Origin of the sequence: Mesorhizobium sp., assembly GCF_041661565.1 — a bacterium.
Classification (GTDB): domain Bacteria; phylum Pseudomonadota; class Alphaproteobacteria; order Rhizobiales; family Rhizobiaceae; genus Mesorhizobium.
The window spans coordinates 1-19290 of record NZ_JBAZUD010000032.1 but is presented as its reverse complement, the minus strand read 5'-3'; the positions used below and the strand labels follow the sequence as shown (position 1 = coordinate 19290).

Annotated in this window: 19 protein-coding genes; 11 read left to right on the top strand and 8 right to left on the bottom strand. The window is 65.2% G+C overall.

Annotated elements, in window-relative coordinates:
• Positions 1-111: 111 nt before the first annotated feature.
• The 3 genes from WC739_RS08335 to WC739_RS08325 form a co-directional block, all read right to left on the bottom strand.
• Positions 112-912 (bottom strand): class I SAM-dependent methyltransferase, encoded by an 801-nt coding sequence (locus WC739_RS08335; protein WP_372952550.1) that lies wholly within the window; start codon positions 910-912, stop codon positions 112-114.
• Between the two features lie 177 nt (positions 913-1089).
• Complete coding sequence (locus WC739_RS08330) at positions 1090-2355, bottom strand: TCR/Tet family MFS transporter (RefSeq protein ID WP_372952549.1); 1266 nt, start codon at positions 2353-2355, stop codon at positions 1090-1092.
• A 206-nt stretch (positions 2356-2561) separates the two neighbouring features.
• Positions 2562-3479, bottom strand: coding sequence for a neutral zinc metallopeptidase (locus WC739_RS08325; RefSeq protein WP_372952548.1), 918 nt, complete (start codon positions 3477-3479; stop codon positions 2562-2564).
• A 197-nt stretch (positions 3480-3676) separates the two neighbouring features.
• On the opposite strand from WC739_RS08325, the gene WC739_RS08320 reads away from it, so the two are divergent.
• A complete protein-coding gene (locus tag WC739_RS08320; protein WP_372952547.1) occupies positions 3677-5359 on the top strand; it encodes a hypothetical protein in 1683 nt (560 codons plus the stop codon).
• The gene (locus WC739_RS08315; RefSeq protein WP_372952546.1) at positions 5263-5745 is read left to right on the top strand and encodes a hypothetical protein; all 483 of its coding nucleotides are present in this window, start codon (positions 5263-5265) and stop codon (positions 5743-5745) included. The genes WC739_RS08320 and WC739_RS08315 overlap by 97 nt, the downstream gene beginning before the upstream one ends.
• Positions 5746-5796: 51 nt before the next feature.
• On the opposite strand, the gene WC739_RS08310 is transcribed toward WC739_RS08315, so the two are convergent.
• Positions 5797-5985 (bottom strand): hypothetical protein, encoded by a 189-nt coding sequence (locus WC739_RS08310; protein ID WP_372952545.1) that lies wholly within the window; start codon positions 5983-5985, stop codon positions 5797-5799.
• Positions 5986-6088: 103 nt separating this feature from the next.
• Positions 6089-6538 carry a manganese-binding transcriptional regulator MntR gene (gene mntR, locus WC739_RS08305; protein ID WP_372952544.1) on the bottom strand — a complete coding sequence of 150 codons (450 nt, stop codon included), beginning with the start codon at positions 6536-6538 and terminating at the stop codon, positions 6089-6091.
• A gap of 230 nt (positions 6539-6768) precedes the next feature.
• On the opposite strand from mntR, the gene WC739_RS08300 reads away from it, so the two are divergent.
• The 3 genes from WC739_RS08300 (at position 6769) to WC739_RS08290 (ending at position 9806) form a co-directional block, all read left to right on the top strand.
• On the top strand, positions 6769-8127 hold the full coding sequence (locus WC739_RS08300) for an Nramp family divalent metal transporter (protein ID WP_372952543.1): 1359 nt from the start codon (positions 6769-6771) through the stop codon (positions 8125-8127).
• A gap of 73 nt (positions 8128-8200) precedes the next feature.
• Positions 8201-9043, top strand: a complete 843-nt coding sequence (locus WC739_RS08295) for a protein-L-isoaspartate O-methyltransferase (protein WP_372952542.1) — start codon at positions 8201-8203, stop codon at positions 9041-9043.
• 112 nt (positions 9044-9155) lie between these two features.
• Positions 9156-9806: a dihydrofolate reductase family protein gene (locus tag WC739_RS08290; RefSeq protein ID WP_372952541.1), complete on the top strand. Its 651-nt coding sequence runs from the start codon at positions 9156-9158 to the stop codon at positions 9804-9806.
• 72 nt (positions 9807-9878) lie between these two features.
• On the opposite strand, the gene WC739_RS08285 is transcribed toward WC739_RS08290, so the two are convergent.
• A complete protein-coding gene (locus WC739_RS08285) occupies positions 9879-10748 on the bottom strand; it encodes a LysR substrate-binding domain-containing protein (protein ID WP_372952540.1) in 870 nt (289 codons plus the stop codon).
• Positions 10749-10846: 98 nt separating this feature from the next.
• Between WC739_RS08285 and WC739_RS08280 the strand changes: the two genes are divergently transcribed.
• Positions 10847-11446 carry a LysE family translocator gene (locus WC739_RS08280; RefSeq protein ID WP_372952539.1) on the top strand — a complete coding sequence of 200 codons (600 nt, stop codon included), beginning with the start codon at positions 10847-10849 and terminating at the stop codon, positions 11444-11446.
• Positions 11447-11990: 544 nt separating this feature from the next.
• Here WC739_RS08280 and WC739_RS08275 read toward each other — a convergent pair.
• The gene (locus WC739_RS08275; protein WP_372952538.1) at positions 11991-12785 is read right to left on the bottom strand and encodes an SDR family NAD(P)-dependent oxidoreductase; all 795 of its coding nucleotides are present in this window, start codon (positions 12783-12785) and stop codon (positions 11991-11993) included.
• Positions 12786-12993: 208 nt separating this feature from the next.
• On the opposite strand from WC739_RS08275, the gene WC739_RS08270 reads away from it, so the two are divergent.
• Complete coding sequence (locus tag WC739_RS08270; protein ID WP_372952537.1) at positions 12994-13452, top strand: MarR family winged helix-turn-helix transcriptional regulator; 459 nt, start codon at positions 12994-12996, stop codon at positions 13450-13452.
• Between the two features lie 28 nt (positions 13453-13480).
• On the opposite strand, the gene WC739_RS08265 is transcribed toward WC739_RS08270, so the two are convergent.
• Complete coding sequence (locus WC739_RS08265) at positions 13481-14659, bottom strand: MFS transporter (RefSeq protein WP_372952536.1); 1179 nt, start codon at positions 14657-14659, stop codon at positions 13481-13483.
• Between the two features lie 206 nt (positions 14660-14865).
• On the opposite strand from WC739_RS08265, the gene WC739_RS08260 reads away from it, so the two are divergent.
• The 4 genes from WC739_RS08260 to carB all read left to right on the top strand — a co-directional run.
• Positions 14866-15225: an ArsR/SmtB family transcription factor gene (locus WC739_RS08260; protein ID WP_372952535.1), complete on the top strand. Its 360-nt coding sequence runs from the start codon at positions 14866-14868 to the stop codon at positions 15223-15225.
• Between the two features lie 22 nt (positions 15226-15247).
• On the top strand, positions 15248-16006 hold the full coding sequence (locus WC739_RS08255; RefSeq protein ID WP_372952534.1) for a metallophosphoesterase: 759 nt from the start codon (positions 15248-15250) through the stop codon (positions 16004-16006).
• Positions 16007-16252: 246 nt separating this feature from the next.
• Positions 16253-17476 carry an SH3 domain-containing protein gene (locus WC739_RS08250; RefSeq protein ID WP_372952533.1) on the top strand — a complete coding sequence of 408 codons (1224 nt, stop codon included), beginning with the start codon at positions 16253-16255 and terminating at the stop codon, positions 17474-17476.
• A 220-nt stretch (positions 17477-17696) separates the two neighbouring features.
• On the top strand, positions 17697-19290 hold a 1594-nt coding region (gene carB / locus WC739_RS08245; RefSeq protein WP_372952532.1), incomplete at its 3' end, for a carbamoyl-phosphate synthase large subunit.

Sequence of the window (19290 nt, the reverse complement as noted above, 5' to 3'; positions counted from 1 at the left end):
GTGCCTCCGCGACGGCCAAATGACTTGCCGACGCCTTCGCTGCACCAGGGTGGCGTTGATATTGTGGCTGCTCACCAGACGAAGCCGGACATTGAAAGGATAGGGCGGAATCTACCAGCGGCAATCGTCCAGGCAACGCGCAAGCAGCATGTCCTGCGCTATTTCACTTGGCACCGGGAGTCTGGCGACCTCCTCCAATCTGCGCTGTTGCTCAATTGAATCGTATTGATTGACGATTGCTCGCCCCAATCTTGCGAAAAGCGAGGCGAAAGCCACGCGGTTTTCAACACTGGTCTCAAAGAGACCCTTGATGGCTTCGGGCGATCCCCGTGGCGCTAACACGCCAAGCCCCGCGCAATGAGCGAAACAGAAATGGGGAAATTGCCTGGCCAACTCGTTCCAGAGCTGCCACACACCAAACCCCTCACCGAACGCCACGATATCGTGAAACAGGACGACGCCGCCCTGTCTCAGTTTGGGGACCATGGCTTCATAATCATTGCGAACGGATTCGTAGTCATGAGACGCATCGATATGTAGAATATCAATGGACTCATCATCGAAGTTCTTGGCGCACTCCACCGTATTGTCGCGCATCAACTGAATTGTGGGCCCATACTTCGCGGATATCGTGTTGACACGATCAAATATCCATTCGTGTTGCTTGCCGACATGCCTATCGCCTTGCCAGCTATCGCAACCAACGACAACGCCACCTTCAATTCCGTTCCACTTCAGGGCATCGGCGAAGGCAAACAGGGAGTCTCCATGCTCGACTCCGAATTCCACGATCTTCCGGGGGCGCAGGCATGCGACCAGATAGTGGGCAAACGGAATATGTCCGTGCCAGAACGAGCCGGCGGAAATATGGGTCGGGCGCGCGAGCGCGGCTCGGATATGGTCAAAAAACATCTCTGCCTCGACATCCCCGAGGAATATGTCCGACTCTATAGGACATAGTTCGAGCCCGCCATTTCTAAATCGTGGGCAGGTCGGGTATGGCAGTTCCACACCTCCCATCCTTGGCGCCGAAGACAAGGCGCGACAGCGACACCCCGCCCTTGGTCAGTGCAATCCGGCTCTGGTCGCTCATATCTGTGCGCCATCCTTCGCCACGCCGGTCGTGACACTTCCCAAGGCCGCCGGTCTCGCCACCTTGGTGACGAAGACAACCAGCGCCAGCACCAGGAAGCACGCGCCGACCAGATAGGGCGCGCCTCCGAACGTCACCGGCGCGTTTGGCCCGGTGAACCAGGAAAAGATCGCCGTGTAGAGCAGTGGGGTGATGATCGAGGTGATCGAGAAGATCGAGGCCATCGCGCCCTGGAGCTCGCCCTGCGCTGAAGGCGGCACCTTGGCGGCGGCAAGGCTTCGCAGCGGCGGATCGGCCAGCGCCTCGAGACAACCGACGACGATCACCGCGTAGACCATCCAGCCTTGCGACGCGAAAGCGTAGCCGAAGGCGCCGAGCGCCGTGAAGGCGAGGCCGATGGCCGCCGTCTTCCACTCGCCCAGCCAGGGGATGACGCGCGGCAGCACGGTGCCCATCACCATCGCCCCGCACAGGCCGAAGGCGCCGAGCGAGAAGCCGATCTGCTGCTGGCTCCAGCCATAGCGATAGCTGGAGACGAACGACCACACCGCCGGATACATCATGTGGCCGAGGGTCATCAGGAAGAAGACGAGGCCGATCCAGCCGATGCCTTCGTATTGGCGCATCTGCAACAGCGTGCCGACCGGATTGGCGCGTCTCCATTCGAAGGGACGGCGGTGCTTCTCATCGAGCGTTTCCGGCAGCAGCACCAGCGCGATCAGGAAGTTGACGAAGGCGAGGCCGGCGGCAAAATAGAACGGCACGCGCGGGCCGAATGTGCCGAGCAGCCCGCCCAGCACCGGTCCGATGACGAAGCCGACGCCGAAGGCGATGCCGAGCAGGCCGAAATTCCTGGCCCGGTTCTCGTCGTTGGAAATATCGGCGATGAAGGCCGACGTCGTCGAATAGCTGGCCCCGGAAATGCCGGCCAGCACCCGCCCGATGAACAGCATCGGATAGGACCATGCGACCGCGCAGATCAGATTGTCGATGGAAAACGTCAGCACCGAGGCGAGCAGGATCGGCCGCCGTCCGAACCGGTCGCTGAGACCGCCCATGATCGGGCCGAAAAAGAACTGCATCGCCGCGTAGACGAAGAACAGCCAGCCGCCCTCGATGGCCGCCCCGCTGATGCTGACGCCGCTCAGCTCCTGCAAATAGGCAGGCAGCACCGGCATGATGATGCCGAAGCCGATGACATCGAGCAGCAGTGTGGTGAAAACCAGCGCGAGGCCCCGCCTGGCGGTTTTGGGGTCGATCATGATCGGTCAAAGTCTCCTGGACGCGCCCCGGGGCAAAGGCGGCCGCACCTTATAATCGTGCTCGCATCAAGGAACAATGAGGGAACAGCAGGAATTTGTTGTTCCTGCCTCTTCCTGACGGCGTGTGCGCCATCAGCTCCATAGCGGAATTTGCAAGCCGGAACCGGCTCTAATTTCGTTCTGGATGACTGGAGTGAAACAGTCTCCTAGAGGGGGCCGCTCAGCGTGTTGCAGTCCGAAATCTTGCCGCTCTTGTAGCCGCGCGCCAGCCAGGTCTGCCGCTGTTGCGAGGTGCCGTGGTTGAAGCTTTCCGGAACGACATAGCCCTGCGTTTCCTTCTGCAGCGTGTCGTCGCCGATCTGCTGGGCAGCGTTCAATGCGCTTTCCATGTCGCCCTGCTCCAGAATGCCTTTCTGCGCGGTGAAGTGCGCCCACACGCCGGCAAAGCAGTCGGCCTGCAATTCGATGCGCACCGACATCTGGTTGGCCTCGGCCTGGCTGGCATTCTGGCGCGCCTGATCGAACTGGGACATGGTCCCCAGCAGGTTCTGCACATGATGGCCGACCTCGTGCGCGATCACATAGGCGCGGGCAAACTCGCCGGCTGCACCGAACTGCTGCTCGAGTTGCTGGAAGAAACTCGTGTCGAGATAGACCTTGCGGTCCCCGGGGCAATAGAACGGCCCGGCAGCGGACGACGCGGTGCCGCAGGCCGAGCGGATCTGGCCGCTGAACAGCACCAGCTTCGGGTCTTCATAGGTCTTGCCCATCGACTGGAAAATGCCGCTCCAGGTGTCCTCGGTCTCGGCCAGCACGGTGGCGACGAACTGCTTCGTCTCGTCATTGGCTGGCGCGCCGGCGCCGCTGTCCTGGCCGCCGCTATTGTCGGTGGTGACCTGGCCGGTGCCACCTTCGCCGGTGAGAAGCTGCAGCGGATTGATGCCGAAAACGCCCCACGCGATCAGCGCGACAACGCCAAGGATGACAATGCTCGACAGCGACATGCGGCCGCCGCCGAGGCCTCCGCCGATCGGGATGCGGAACTGGCCGGGGCCGCCGCCAATCCCGCCGCCGCCGCGATCGTCCTCGATGTTGTCACTCTGACGACGGCCTCTCCAGAGCATGGCAATTCCTCGCGTTCCGGTACTCCGGCGGGGCCGGCTCCATCTAACAGACAATTAGCCCAATGGTTGCGCCAAGTCACAGCATTTTTCGACAGCCTCAAGGGGCACGCGTCCCCGTTCTCCGCTCTGGCAGGCGCGGGAGAACGCCTGTAGCATCGGCGCAGAACGGAGGCCCGCAATGAAGGGGTGTGCGCGGCTTGAAGACGATCGCTGGGTTCCTTTCGCTGCTTGCGGCGCTGCTTTGCCTCGGTCCTGCCCAGGCCCGCGCGGTCACGCTCGATTCCAGCGTCGCCGTCACCGATCCCGCTACCTTGCAGGCGCTCGAGCGCGATGGCCTTTCGATCAGCCGCCTGCTCGGGCCGGCGCTGGGCCTCACCCGCGAGGTCGACAATCGTGGCCTTTTTTCGGTACCGGCGCTTGCCACGGTACGCGATACCGTCAAGCAGCAGATCGCCGACGAGCCGAAGACCAGCCCGGACCCCTATGTCGCCGCCATGGCCAGGTCCAAGGACACCAGCCAGCGCTTCAATCCGAAATATATCGACGACGACGGTTCGACGCTGGACCTCACAGGGGTCGTCAACCGCATGGATCGCGGCTATCTCGGCCACACCGAATGCGGCGAGATCCGGCTGATCTACCGCTTCCACTATTCGGTCGCGGAAAAGCCGGCAAAGGGCAAGGTGGCGCAGCGCATCTCCTCGCGCCTGCCGCTGACCATGAGCCTCGTGTTCAACGCCAGGCCCAGGCAGGCTCAAGGCCGCGCCTCCAAGGATTTGCCAAGCGCCACCGATGCGTCCTGCGCGGATGTCGCGCAACGCTGGCTGGCCGCCGGCCAGAAGGACCTGCCGCCCGAACAGCTTGCCGCCTGGCTGCGGTCCAACGAAGGCCCGTTGTCAGGCGCCATGCTGAATTCCTCGCAGATCATGCGGCTCGAACTCAACATGCAGGTGCTGCGCCTTTCGGCTTCGACGCGGCGCGATTTCGGCGGCCATGCCGAATATCTCCTGAAGATCTTCAAATGGGACCCGGCCAAATCGACCTTCTACGAATCGAAGATGGAGAACCAGATCGACCGGGCGACGGTCCTGGCCGACAAGCCGTCCTTCGCCAAATGGCTGCTCACCGACCGCAACATCTATGACCTCGACCATGGCCGGCTGGTTATCGACGAGAAATTCCTGGCCAAGAGCGCGGTTTCCGTCGCGCCGGGCGGGCTCGGCCGGTCCCAGAACAACATCGCCTACGGCCTTGTCGACGATGCCGACATCGACAGGGCGCTCAGGGATTATGTCGCCAAAGGCAACACGCTTTCGACCGTCAAGTCGGTCGCCGGTTTCAATTTGCGGCTCAACGAGATGACCTGCACCGGCTGCCACCAGACGCATGGCATCGCCGGCTTCCACTATACCGGCGCCGACCCGGCCAGCGAACCGCGCCGCAACGCCGTCTTCGTGCCGGGCTCCGCGGTGTTCTTCGCCGACCTGCCGCGCCGCCGCGCCATCGTCGAGCAATTCGCCGCCGGCGGCCACCCGGATTTCACCCGTGGTTTCGCCGCCCGCCCGGACCAGAAATACGCAGAGGCGCTGAAAGGCACCGACCTGTACGATGGCTGGGGTTCGATCTGCTATCGCGGCGCGGATGAAAGCTTCAAGGACTGGACTTGCGGTGCCGGCCTGCGCTGCGCCGGCGTCCATGAAAGCGCCATCCATCCGGGTTTCGGCACCTGCGTCAGCGAGGCCGGCACGGCGGTCGGCGACCCGGTCGAGTTCGGGGAGGTCGGATGTCTACATGGGGCAACGACCAGTATTGCCGCCTGTCGCCCACCACCGCCAAGGCATGCGCCATCGACCCGGCGCGCGACAAGAAGCCCCTGGTGAAATTCGCCGGCTACGGCGCGGCGCGCCAGCGTTACGACAATCCTCCGCAGATGACCGGCGGGTTTCCCGGCGGCATGTTGCGCAAGGCAAGTTGCGACAAGCTTCCCGGCGAAGCGACATGCGGCCGGCTCGCCAAGACAGGCTTCAACGATTGCATCGCGTCCGGCAAGGACCACAAATTCTGCACGAAGGAGTTCACCAAGACGGCGGGCCTGCGCGCCTGCGACAAGGCGCATCCCTGCCGCGAGGACTATATCTGCACCGCCGGCTATGACGACCTGCCGCAGGCCAAACCAGGGGAAGGCACCTGCATCCCGCCCTATTTCGTCTTCCAGTTCCGCGTGGACGGCCACCCGCGCAGCTGGGTACAGGACGTCCGGGAGTGAGTCCCGGAGGCCCTTCCCGCACCGCTTCGTCCGCGCCGTTAAGACCGCAGGCTAGTCTTTCTGCTTGGCGCCTGCGCTCTTGCCATCCGAGCTTTTCGAGCGCTCCTCGAAACGGTCGGCGCCCTTCTTCAGCGGATGGCCGGTCTCGGACTCGGTCTTGCGCTCATCCTTTGCCGCCGCCTCCCGCAATCCCTTAGCTGCCTGCTTGCCCTTCGCGGTCGGTGCCTGTTCAACGCCCATTGCTTCCTCCCTTGCCGCACGACAATCGCGCGGTCTCACGACAAACGTGCATGGCATCGAGCGGTTCCGGTGCTGTCGGCCAGCAAGAAGGCGCGGATTAGGCTCAGCGCGCCGTCATCGCCTTGCGGAACGCTTCCAGCGTCTCGGCGCTGACATGATGCTCAATGCCCTCGGCATCGATGCGCGCCGTCTCGGCGCTGACGCCCAGCGAGCGCAGGAAGGCCTCCACCGTCTGGTGGCGGATGCGGCTTTCCTGCGCGACCTTGCGGCCGGCATCGGTCAGGAAAACGCCGCGATAGGGTTTCCTGGAAACCAGCCCGTCGGCGCACAGCCTGGTCAGCATCTTGGCCACGGTCGGCTGGGCGACGCCGAGCCGCGCGGCGATATCGACCTGACGTGCCTCGTTGCCGTCCTCGATCAGGTCGGCGATCAGTTCGACATAGTCCTCGACCAGAGCGCTTCGGCGCGCTTCGCGCGTCTGCCGGAATCCTTCCGAATGCACATCGGCGTCAGGCAGGGGCTCGCGAGCAACCGGTCTGTTCTTCAGCGCCAATACGCGCTCCCTCCAATTTCATGCACCCGTGCTTTTATAGCACGGGCTCTGATTCTTCAGGCCGTTTATTTGCATTCCGCAAAAAGCGCAATCGGCCCTCGGATCGGCTCTTTTTGCGCGCGCGCGGCGCCGGTAAAAAGCACACACAATGAAATATAGCATATTGCATAATGTTGAGCCCCGGCATAGGTTAGGGCAACATCGACCGATTGCCTGGAAAGCCTGTTTGCATGTCCGAAGCCACAGCTCGAAATTCCTCATGGCGGTTCGCCAGGCCTGAAGAGGACGACCAGCCCAGCCTGCAGGAAGTCAATTCCTCCATCGCGGTGCCAAGTTCCGGCGCGTGGTTCCGCCGCCTGTTCGCCTTCATGGGACCCGGCTATATGGTCTCGGTCGGCTATATGGACCCCGGCAACTGGGCGACCGATCTCGCCGGCGGCGCCCAGTTCGGCTACACGCTGCTGTTCATCATCATGCTGTCCAACCTGATGGCGATCCTGCTGCAGGCGCTGGCGGCACGGCTTGGCATCGCCACCGGCCGCGATCTCGCCCAGGCCTGCCGCGCCTATTATCCGCGCCCCGTGAATTTCGTGCTGTGGATCGCCTGCGAACTGGCCATCATTGCCTGCGACCTGGCGGAAGTGATCGGCACCGCGATCGCGCTGCAGCTGCTGTTCGGCATTCCGCTGATCGGCGGCGCCATACTGACCGCGCTCGACGCCTTCCTGGTGCTGCTGTTGATGAACAAGGGGTTTCGCTATCTCGAAGCCTTCGTCGTCGCGCTGCTGATCATCATCTTCGGCTGCTTCGCCATCCAGATCTTCGTCGCCGCGCCGCCGCCGGGCACGATCCTGCACGCCATGTTCGTGCCGTCGTCGCAGATCATCACCAACCCGGCGATGCTCTACATCGCCATCGGCATCATCGGCGCCACCGTGATGCCGCACAATCTCTACCTGCACTCCTCGATCGTGCAGACCCGCGCCTATGAGCGTACCGACAAGGGCAAGCGCGACGCCATCAAATGGGCGACGGCGGACTCGACGATTGCGCTGATGCTGGCTCTGTTCGTCAACGCTTCGATCCTGATCGTCTCGGCCGTCGCCTTCCACGGCACCGGCCACCAGGACGTCGCCGAGATCGGCCAGGCCTTCGAGCTGCTGTCGCCGCTGCTGGGCTTGAGCATCGCCTCGATCCTGTTCGCGGTGGCGCTGCTCGCCTCCGGCCTGAATTCGACGGTGACGGCGACGCTTGCCGGCCAGATCGTCATGGAAGGTTTCCTGCGCCTGCGCATCCCCAACTGGGCCCGCCGCCTGCTGACGCGCGGTCTCGCCATCATCCCGGTCGTGGTCGTCACCGCGCTTTACGGAGAGAAGGGCACCGGCCAACTGCTGGTGTTCAGCCAGGTGATCCTGTCGATGCAACTGCCCTTTGCCGTCATTCCGCTGGTGCAGTTCGTGTCCGACAGGAAGAAGATGGGCAACCTCGCCATTCCGCGCGGCGTGGCGGCGCTCGCCTGGGTGGTCGCGGCGGTGATCCTCGTGCTCAACTTCAAGCTGCTCTACGATACCATGTTCGGGGTCGGCTGAGCCCTCGCAGGCACATCCGGCAAACTGTGAAGAACCGGACACGGATCGGTAATCCGCGCTATCTTACCTCGCCATGAGCAACATCGAAGACGTCAGGAAATTCTATGCGCGGCTGATGGCGGCAAACGCCGCCTGTCCCGATCCGCGTCTGGAAGAGGTGTTCGCCAGCGTGCCGCGCGAGGCTTTCCTCGGCCCCGGGCCGTGGACGATCGTCGCCGGCAACGGGAAGATCATGACGCCCAGCGCCGATCCGGCGCATATCTACCAGAACGTGCTGGTGGCGCTCGATGCCGACAAAGGCATCAACAATGGCGAGCCTTTCCTGCACGCCATGTGGATCGGAAAACTGGCCCCGAAATCCGGCGAAACCGTAACGCATATAGGCGCCGGCACCGGCTACTACTCGGCCTTGCTGGCCAGACTGGTTTTGCCCGGCGGAACCGTTACCGCTTTCGAGCTCGACGGCAAGCTGGCCGAACTGGCGCGCAGAAATCTCGGAGCCTATGGCAATGCGACTGTCATCCGTGGCGATGCCGTCACCACCCCGTTGCCACCGTCCGACATCGTCTATGTCAACGCCGGTGTCGCGGCGCCGCCCGGGCAATGGCTGCAGGCACTGAAGCCCGGCGGCCGCATGATCTTTCCCTGGCGCCCGGCCGAGCGCGTCCCGCTGGCGGTGCTGGTGACCCGCACCGAAAAAGGCTTCGCCTGCGATCCCTTCATGCGCTCCTGGTTCATCCCCTGCGTCGGTGCCTCGGTTGCGGATCTTGCGACAAAGATCCCCACTCGCGACCAGGCCGCGCGTAGCCGTTCGATCTGGCTGACGAACGAGAGGGCGCCGGACCGTACCGCCACCGCCATCCTCGGCGATGTCTGGTTCTCGTCGCGCGGCCTCGATGCCCGGCCCGGCGGGTGACACTGGCGGCGGGTGCGCCGGAAATTTCAGATGCCGTGTCGGACCACCGGATCGCCAGCCGTCCTTGGCCTGAAGTCGGCCCGAGGGGGTGGATGGAACAAGGGAGAACGCAATGCGAAAGATCATCGCCGCAACCTTCGTCAGCCTCGACGGCGTCATGCAGGCACCGGGTGGGCCGGAAGAGGATCCGGTCGGCGGCTTCAAGTTCGGCGGCTGGACCTTCCACTACTTTGACGAGACAGCGGGAGCGGCAATGGAGGACCTGTTCTCCAAGCCCTTCGACCTGCTGCTCGGCCGCATAACCTACGACATCTTCGCCGCCTATTGGCCGTACCAGAAGGATTCGATCGCGGATGCCTTCAACCCGGCGACCAAATATGTGGCGACGCATCGGCCAGACACCCTCACCTGGCAAAACACGCAATGGCTTGGACCGGATATCGTCGCGACTTTGCGCCGGCTCAAGCAGGAAGACGGGCCGGACCTGCTCATCCAGGGATCGGGCGAACTGATCCAGACCTTGCTGGCCAACGTCCTGATCGACGAGATCCGCCTGATGATCTTTCCGTTGCTGCTGGGCAGGGGCAAGAGGCTGTTCGGCGATAGCGCCATGCCGGCCGCCTTCAGCCTTGTGAAGTCTCAGGCCTCCAGCACCGGCGTCATCATCGCGACCTACGAGCGAGGCGGCGAGATCCAGGTCGGCTCCTTTGCCACGGAAGAGCCTTCCGATGCGGAACTCGAGCGGCGCAAGAACTGGAAGTAAGATAGTCGGGCTTGGCGCCTTTCCTCTCACCCGATCAATCGACGGGGAAAGGAAATCAAGCTCTGCTTTGTCTCAAGCCGCCACCTGCCGCCGGGCCAGCCCATCCCGGATATGCCGCGCGAATTCCTGGGCGGCCAGGCTGACGCCATGCCCCGGCAGATGCAGATTGATCGTGAAATTCGGCAGCGGCGGCAGCCCCGACTCGGAGGGCAATATGTCGAGATCGGCCGGCACCGTCGAGGCCAGCCAGGCGGTGACGGCGAGGTCCGAGCGCACCGTCGCCATCGTCGCGTCGATGTTGCCGTTCTCGAACACGGTTCGCCATTCCAGCCCATGCTCACCGAGCGCCGACAGAACCGCCGGGCGGAAGGCGCAGGTGTCGGCGACCATCGACACCGGCAGCGGCCGCTTGGCGCGGGCAACGCCGCCCCTGGCGCCGACCCAGACCAGCCGGTCGATGGCGAGGCATTCGCCTGATGTCGGACCGACCCGTTCCTCGATCACCGCGAGATCGATGGTTCCCGCCGCGAGCGCCGACGCCAGTTCCGGCGACGAGGCGCAGACGAGCGAGATCTCGACCCGCGGATAGGCTTCGGCGTAGGCCTTCAGCACAGGTGCCAGCAAGGTGCCGACGAGATCGTAGGGGACGCCGAGCCGCACCTTGCCGCCCACCTGGGTGCCCGCCATTTCCACCCAGATCTCGTCATTGAGGCCAAGCAACCGCTTGCCCTTGCCGAACAGACGCTCGCCGGCATGCGTCAGGCGGAGGCCACGGCGATCGCGCTCGAACAGGCTCGAGCCGAGCGCCTCCTCCAGCCGCTTGACCTGCTGGCTCACCGCGCCCTGCGTCAGGTGCAGCGCGTTGGCGGCCGTCGTCATGCTGGCCTTGTCGGCCACGGTGACGAACGTCCGGATCAGCGTCATGTCAAGGTTTCGGATCATGGTGGGTATTATGAATGCTAATGACAGCCATGGCAAACATTGCATTTACTGAAGTCAGCGTCCGGCTACGATGGCAGCCTTCCGCCAGAGGACTTCGCATGTTCGAGCCCGTCCTTCCCCTTGCCCTGTTTGCGATCGTCGCCACCACGACGCCCGGCATCGCCACCACGCTGTCGACGGCGTCCGGCGCGCAATTCGGCTTTCGCCGGTCCGTTCCGTTGCTGGTTGGCAGCGCCGCCGGCCTTGCCACGGTGACGGCCGCGGCGGGCGCCGGGCTTGCCGGCCTGCTGCTCGCAATGCCTTCCCTGCAATTGGCCATGAAGATCGCCGGCTCAGCCTATCTCCTCTGGCTGGCCGTCAAGATCGGCCGCGCCGGGCCGCCCAATCTCGACATGACCATGGCCACACCGAACAGCTTTCTAGGCGGCGCCGGCGTGCAATGGATGAACCCGAAGGGCTGGGCAATGGGGCTGGGCGCGGCGGCCTCCTTCGCGGCCCTGGCCAGCGGACCGCTGCAATTGGCGCTGCTGCTTGGCGCCACATTCGGGCTCGCGGCCGCGGCCTCCCTGTCGCTGTGGTGCGTGGCCGGCATGGTCCTGGCGCGGCTGCTCAAGACCGAACGGCAATGGCGCGCCCTCAACATCGTGCTGGCACTGGTGCTGGCGGCGTCGATCATCCCGATGTGGCGGTCTCATTAGGAGCGCAGTCCTGGCAGAACCTCCCTCGCCCGCACCATTGTCTTGTGAGGCGCTGGTCGACCCCCACTCCGTCTCGGCTTCGCCGAGCCACCTCTCCCCCGATCGACGGGGGAGAGGACAGGCGACAGGCTTTTCGCCGTCAACGCTCGTCCAGCGAGGCTCCCTTCCTTTCCCTCCGGAGGGGGAAAGGTGGCGCTGCGAAGCAGCGACGGATTGGGGGAACCACCTGGCAATCAAGCCTTGCGCGCCGATCAGTCACGCCAGTCGACAGACGATGTGCACAGCCGCGCCAGAGCGGGGACAGGCGCTGGTCGACCCCCACTCCGTCTCGGCTTCGCCGAGCCACCTCTCCCCCGATCGACGGGGGAGAGGAAAGGCGCCAGGCTTTTTGCCGTCAACGCTTGTCCAGCGAGGCTCCCTTCCTTTCCCTCCGGAGGGGGGAAAGGTGGCGCTGCGAAGCAGCGACGGATTGGGGGAACCACCTGGCAATTGAGCCCTGGGACCGATCAGTCGTCCCAGTCGACAGAGCGCGACAGAGATGGCTTCAAACCCCGTACCGTGCCGCCGGCTTGTTGGCGTGCAGGCTGCCGTAGAAGGCCTGGCGGGCGCCGAGGAAGGTGTCGAGCTTGGCCGCGTCGGCGAGCGCCGGAACGGTGACGGCTTCGCCCCTGGCGAGGCCGACAAGGGCGGCGTCGACCATATCATCGGCCGTCATGACGATCTCCTGAGGCAGGGTGTCGATGTCGCTGCCGGCAAGTTCCCAGAAATCGGTCCGGGTCGCGCCCGGCAGCACCGCCTGCACCCTGACATTGGTGCCCGCGACCTCGCGCTGCAGCGACTCGGTGAAGTTGACCACATAGGCCTTGGTGCCGCTGTAGATGCCGCCGAACGCGGTCTCAAACGCGAGCACCGAGGCGATGTTGACGATGGCGCCGCGGTTGCGCGCCAGCAGGCCCGGCAGCACGGCGCGGGTCAGGCGCGTCAGGGCGATGACATTGACCTTGATCATGCGCTCGGCCGCGTCGGCGTCGGCTGTCGCCACGATCTGCTGGCCGCCGAGGCCGGCATTGTTGACCAGCAGCGTCACGCTGTCGTCGGCGGCTATCGCCTGCTCGACGCGGCGCACATCATCGTCGTTGGAGAGATCGGCCGTGATGAAGCTCACCTTCCGGCCGTAGGCATAACGCAGCTTCTCGGCCAGTTCCTCCAGCCGGTCGGCGCGTCGCGCCACCAGCACCAGATCATAGCCCTGCCCCGCCAGCCGGTCGGCATAGACCGCGCCGATGCCCGATGAAGCGCCGGTGACGACCGCCGTGCCCTTGTTGCCCTGTTCGCTCATTGTCCTGTTCCTTCTGTCTCGACTTGTTCGCTTCCACTTGGCCTGAAGCAGCGGGCATCTGCCCGCCCCCGCCAAGCTGCGTGATTTCCATTAGTGGTATATGCCACTAATTTTGAAATAGGCATATGCCACTATCTTGTCAATAAGCGCGCCTGGGATTATTTGTCGATCAGCAGCCGGTTCGTATCACCGGCGCCAAGGACCCACGATGTCTAGGGATGCACTGCCCGGCCTGACGCTCTGCAACAACGCCATGCTGCGCCGCGCGACGCGCAAGATCGGCCAGTATTATGACGATGTGCTGGCGCCCTCGGGCCTGAAGGCCACGCAGCAGGGCTTGCTCTACCAGATCCATATCGGCGACGAGCCTGCCATGGGCGCCATTGCCGCATCGCTGATCATGGACCTGTCGGCGCTCGGCCACACGCTGAAGCCGCTGATCCGCGACGGCTATGTCGAGACCTTCGCCGATCCGGATGACCGCCGCGTCAAGCGTGTGCGGCTGACGCCGGCGGGGCTGGTCAAGCTCGATGAGGCGATGAAACTGTGGCGCCGCGCCCAGCAGCACTTCGAGGACAGGGTGGGCAAGGACAAGGCGGCAAGGCTGCGCGAGGCGCTGGATGACATCGCCTCGATGGATTTCGACCCGCCGCCGGCCACGCCCTGAGCAGGCGGGCCGGCGTCACGGTCGGATCCTATTCGGCGGCGACGGCCACCGGCCTCGCCAGCATCCTGCCGGCCAGCACGATGCCAAGCCCGATGAGCGGGAAGGCCGCGGCGACCAGGCCGAGATCGGCCGGCGCGCCGTAGCGCAGCACGCCGCCGCCGACCACCGCTCCCAGAGCCACGCCGAGATAGAGCGCCGAGCCGTTGAGCGACAGCACGATCGGCGCGGCGTCGGGCGCCAGCCTGATGATGCGGCTGGCCTGTGCCGGCGGGAAGGCCCAGCCGACAATGCCCCACGGCACCATCATCGCCATCAGCACCGGACCGGCAATATGCTGCGGCAGGAAGGTCGGGACCACCGACAGCAGCACCAGCATGACCGCGCTCAGCGCCAGCGACCAGCCGACGGTGCGCGTCGCGCCGAAGCGGTCGGCCGCCTGGCCGCCGGCAATGTTGCCGATGACGGCGCCGATGCCGAAGGCGAGCAGCATGCCCGGCAGCGCGATCTCGCTCAGCCCGCCGCTTTCGATGGCCAGCGGCGCGACATAGGCAAAGACGGTGAAAGCGCCGGTCAGCGCCAGCAGGGTCGTCAAAAGGATCGGCATGACGCCGGGACGCATGGCGGCGCCAAGCCTGCGCTTCAGCGGCAGCTTGGTGCCGACAATGCCGCGCGGCAGCCGGTACCACAGGATGGCGCCGGCAAGCGCGCCAAGGCCGGCAATGGCGTAGAAGGTGCCGCGCCAGCCGGCGAAGGCCGCGACCAGCGCGCCGAGCGGCGCGCCGACCGCGACGGCCACCGTGGTGCCGCCGACGACGACGGCGATGGCCCGCGCCCGGTGATGGTCGTCGACCAGCGCCACCGCCGTTCCCTGCGCGGTCGCGGCGAAGAGGCCCGACGACAGCGCCATGACAATCCGGGCGATCAGCAGCAGTTCGAAGGAGGAGCTCAAGGCCGCGGCAATGTTGCCGAGCACGAAGAACACCAGCGTCCACAGGATAACCCGGCGCCGGTCCCATTCGCCGGTCAGCGTCGCCAGGATCGGCGTGCCGACCGCATAGGCGAGCGCGAAGGCGGTGATGAGCGTGCCGGCCAGCGGGATGGAAATGCCGGCATCCCTGGCGATATCGGGCAGAAGGCTGGAGATGACGAAGCCTTCGGTCGAGATCGTGAACGATCCGAGCGCAAGCCAGAAGAGGCGCTTGTCCATGGCAGATGTCCTTAGTTCAAAAGTTATTGAACAATTGGACATAACACGTCATGATGTCAATGAAGCCAGTCGAAAATAGCTGATGCCTCCTGACAGCCCTCTGTCAGCACGGCCGGCCGGCACGGATCCGAAGGGAGAAACAGCGTGTGTGAACGCGGCGGGACGGATGCGTTGAAATCGGCCGCGACTGTGCTTAGTTTCGAGCCATGACCTTGCCACATCCCAATACGGACCAGATCAGCCTGCCGATCGTGCTTGGCGTGCTCGGAGATCCGACGCGCCTGGCCATCGTGCGCTACCTTGCCAGCAAGGAGGGTGTGCCGCTCAACTGCAGCCAGTTCCTCGATCTCGGCTCGAAGACCAATCTGAGCTACCACCTCGCCAAATTGCGCGAGGCCGGCGTTACCCGCGCCGAAGTGGTCGGCACCAGCCGGCTGATCACGCTGCGCCGCGCCGACCTCGACACACGCTTCCCCGGCCTGCTCGACAGCGTCATCGCCGCCGCCGGAGACGACGCCGAGCTGCCGATGATCGGCGGCCAGGAGCCCGCGAAGGCTCACGCCTGAGGATAGTCCCGGAGTTCCCACCATGCGCATTGCCGTCCTCGCCGATATCCACGGCAATGTGCTGGCGCTCGACGCCGTTCTGGAGGATCTCGGGCAGCGCGGCGGCGCCGACCTGACCGTCAATCTGGGCGACAGCGTTTCCGGCCCGCTCTGGCCGCGCGAGACTTTCGAGCGGCTGGAAGCGCTGGACCTGCCGACGGTGCGAGGCAACCATGACCGCCGCGTCGCCCGCGATCCGGTCGATGAGGACATGTGGCCATCTGACGCCTACGCGCAGGAACGGCTGACGCAGGCGCAGCGCGAGGTCCTGTTCGCGCAGCCGCTGACGCTGGAGATTGCGCCCGGCATTGTCGCCTTCCATGCCCGCCCCGACCATGACGAGAAATACCTGACCGACGCGGTCGTCGAAGGCCGCCTGGTGCGCGCGCCGCTGGCCACGATCCGGCGGCGGCTGAAGACGCTCGACCCCGCCTGCCGCATCGCGCTGTGCGGCCACAGCCACCGGGCGGAACTGATCCGCATTCCCGATGGTCCCGTCATCTTCAATCCCGGCAGCATCGGCTGCCCGGCCTATGATGATTCGACGCCGCCTTCGCATGTCTCCGAACAGGGTTCGCCGCACGCACGCTACGGCATCGTCACACTGGGCGGGCAAGGCCGCCCCGACCGCTTCGAGGCCATCGCCATCGAGTACGACCACGAGGCGGCGGCGAGGCAGGCGGAGCAGGCAGGCCGGCCGGAATGGGCGCACGCGCTCAGGACGGGGTTTATGCCGGGCTGAAACTTGTTTCATGCCAAGCTGAACGTCAGTTCATGCCTCAGGGTGAACTAGTTGATCGTTTGGCTAAGCGTCAGCTCATGCTTCAGGCTGCGCTTGAACTGACACCCCCCTTGGGCGGAGCCTACAGACAGGCGCCTCCGAATTTTCGGGCTTACATGGCGGCGCGTGGTCCCTTATAAAACCGGCCGGGCATGCGGTGGGCGCGATCCGCCGCGGCATGGTATTTGAGTATCAGCGACCGGCCACATGATGAGGCGCACAGTTTCGCTCCGGACACCCCTGCATGCGCTGGCCGCCGCTCCGTTGCTGATGACGGCATGGCTTTGCGCCGCTCCGGCCATGGCCGAAGCGGAGCCGGATCTCGTCATCTCCATCGTGATCGGCGTGGCGCCGAACGATCTTCTCAATGTCCGCGCCGCCGCCTCGGCGGTCGCCAGGATCGAGACCCGCCTGGTGAATGGCGACAGCGTCACCAATCTCGGCTGCAACGATGTCAACGGCTACAAATGGTGCCGCATCGAGGGCACCGGCAAGACGAAGTTCAGCGGATGGACGCCGGCGCGCTATCTCATCCCGCTCAACCCGGCTCCCTATGTCGAAGGCGCCGCCGGGGCAAAGCCGACCGAAGCGCCGCAGGTCGCCGCCATCGACACCGGCGATGAAGCGGGCGGACCGCAAGCCGGGCCGCAAGTCACAGCGAACAGCGCGGGCAAGGCCGACACCACCAGGGCGCGGCTTTCCGCACCGCCACCCGACCTGACGGCGCGGCTTGGCGGCGCCGGTCCGGCTCCCGGCGCCGAAAGCGCGCTGAAATCCGCCGCCGAAATCGGCCGCGCGGCCATGCAGGACGCCTACGGCCTGGCCTTCGCGGCGCAGGAAAACCCGATGACCGGCGAAATCAAGGAACCGCCGGTCGCGGCCCCCGCCGCGCCGGCAGCCGTGCCGCCGCCAACGCCGCCCGTCGCTGCCGCAGCCCCGGCGCCAGCGGTTGAAGCGCCGGCTGCCGCCACCGAGCCCGTCGAGGAAGCCGCCGCCGATCCGGTCACCGGCGCGGATTCTGTCGATGACAATCCGGCACCGGCCGCGAGCGGGATCCCGATCCCCACGCCCCGCCCCGGCCGGACCGTGGCGGCGCCCGCCATCGATCCGCAGATCGTCGCGCGCGCGGAGCCGCCACAGCCGCTGGCCCGTACCCCCGACGCGACCGGCGAAATCCCTTGCGCCCGCTATTTCGGCCAGCCGATGACGCGTTGCGAGGTCGCCGTTGTGCGCACCGGCACGGACAAGGCCGACATCACCGTGACATGGCCCGATGGCGGCACGCGCCTCATCTCCTTCTACGCCGGCCAGCCCGCCGGCTCGAATTCACGCAGCGACTTCCGCTTCACCAGGGAAGGCAGTCTCAACATGATCCGCGTCGGCGCCGCCGAACGGTTCGAGATCACGGACGCGCTGGCGCTGGGGGATTAGAATTTAGGGGAGTAGGGCAATAGGGCAGTACGGGAGTATGTTTGGATCGCGCACGACCTATGTCTCCCCTACTCCCCTACTCCCCTCATTTTCGGGGTTACATCCGCAAGACTCTTCCCTATAAGGCCCTCCTAGCCTGATACCAGAATCGCGAGCACAACCGGCCGGGTCTTCCCGTCCCGGTTTTTTGTGCAAGCCGCCCGCCGAACGGACCTACGCCATGCCAAGACGCACTGACATCAAGTCGATCCTGATCATCGGGGCCGGCCCCATCGTCATTGGCCAGGCCTGCGAGTTCGACTATTCCGGCACCCAGGCCTGCAAGGCGCTGAAGGAAGAAGGCTTCCGCGTCATCCTGGTCAATTCCAACCCGGCCACCATCATGACCGACCCGGAACTGGCCGACGCCACCTATATCGAGCCGATCACGCCCGAGGTCGTGGCCAAGATCATCGCCAAGGAACGGCCCGACGCCCTGCTGCCGACCATGGGCGGCCAGACCGCGCTCAACACCGCTCTGTCGCTGCGCCGCATGGGCGTGCTCGAGCGCTACAATGTCGAGATGATCGGCGCCGACGCCACGGCCATCGACAAGGCCGAGGACCGCGCGCTGTTTCGCGAGGCGATGCACAAGATCGGGCTCGAAACGCCGAAGTCGATGCTGGCCAACGCCACCGACGTCAAGAACGCCGACCGCAAGACGCATGAGGCCGAGCGCGCGGCGCTCAAGGCCGAGGCCCCGGCCGAACTCGATGCCGCGCTTGACGCGCTGGAAACCCGCTGGAACCTCGGCGAGGGCGACCGCAAGCAGCGCTATATCAGCCATGGCATGGCGATCGCCGCCCAGGCGCTCGACCATGTCGGCCTGCCCGCCATCATCCGCCCGTCCTTCACCATGGGTGGCACCGGCGGCGGCATCGCCTACAACCGCGCCGAATTCTACGACATCGTCCAGTCCGGCCTCGACGCCTCGCCGACCACCGAAGTGCTGATCGAGGAGAGCGTGCTCGGCTGGAAGGAGTATGAGATGGAGGTCGTCCGCGACAAAGCGGACAATTGCATCATCGTCTGCTCGATCGAGAACATCGACCCGATGGGCGTGCACACGGGCGACTCGATCACGGTGGCCCCTGCCCTGACGCTGACCGACAAGGAATACCAGATGATGCGCAACGCCTCGATCGCGGTGCTGCGCGAGATCGGCGTCGAGACCGGCGGCTCCAACGTGCAGTTCGCCGTCAACCCGGCCGATGGCCGCCTCGTCGTCATCGAGATGAACCCGCGCGTCTCGCGCTCGTCGGCGCTGGCCTCCAAGGCGACCGGCTTCCCCATCGCCAAGATCGCGGCCAAGCTCGCCGTCGGCTACACGCTGGACGAGTTGGAGAACGACATCACCGGTGGCGCCACGCCCGCCTCCTTCGAGCCGAGCATCGATTACGTCGTCACCAAGATCCCGCGCTTCGCCTTCGAGAAATTCCCCGGCGCCGAGCCGGTGCTGACCACCGCCATGAAGTCGGTCGGCGAAGTCATGGCCATCGGCCGCACCTTCCAGGAATCGCTGCAGAAGGCGCTGCGGGGTCTTGAAACCGGCCTGACCGGCCTCGACGAGATCGAGATCCCCGGCCTCGGCCAGGGCGCGGCCAGCCACGCCGACGACCGAAACGCCATCCGCGCCGCCCTCGGCACGCCGACGCCCGACCGGCTGCGCATGGTGGCGCAGGCGATCCGCATGGGCACCTCGCTGGAAGACGTGCACGCCATGTGCAAGATCGACCCGTGGTTCCTCGAGCAGATCGCGGGCATCGTCGCCATGG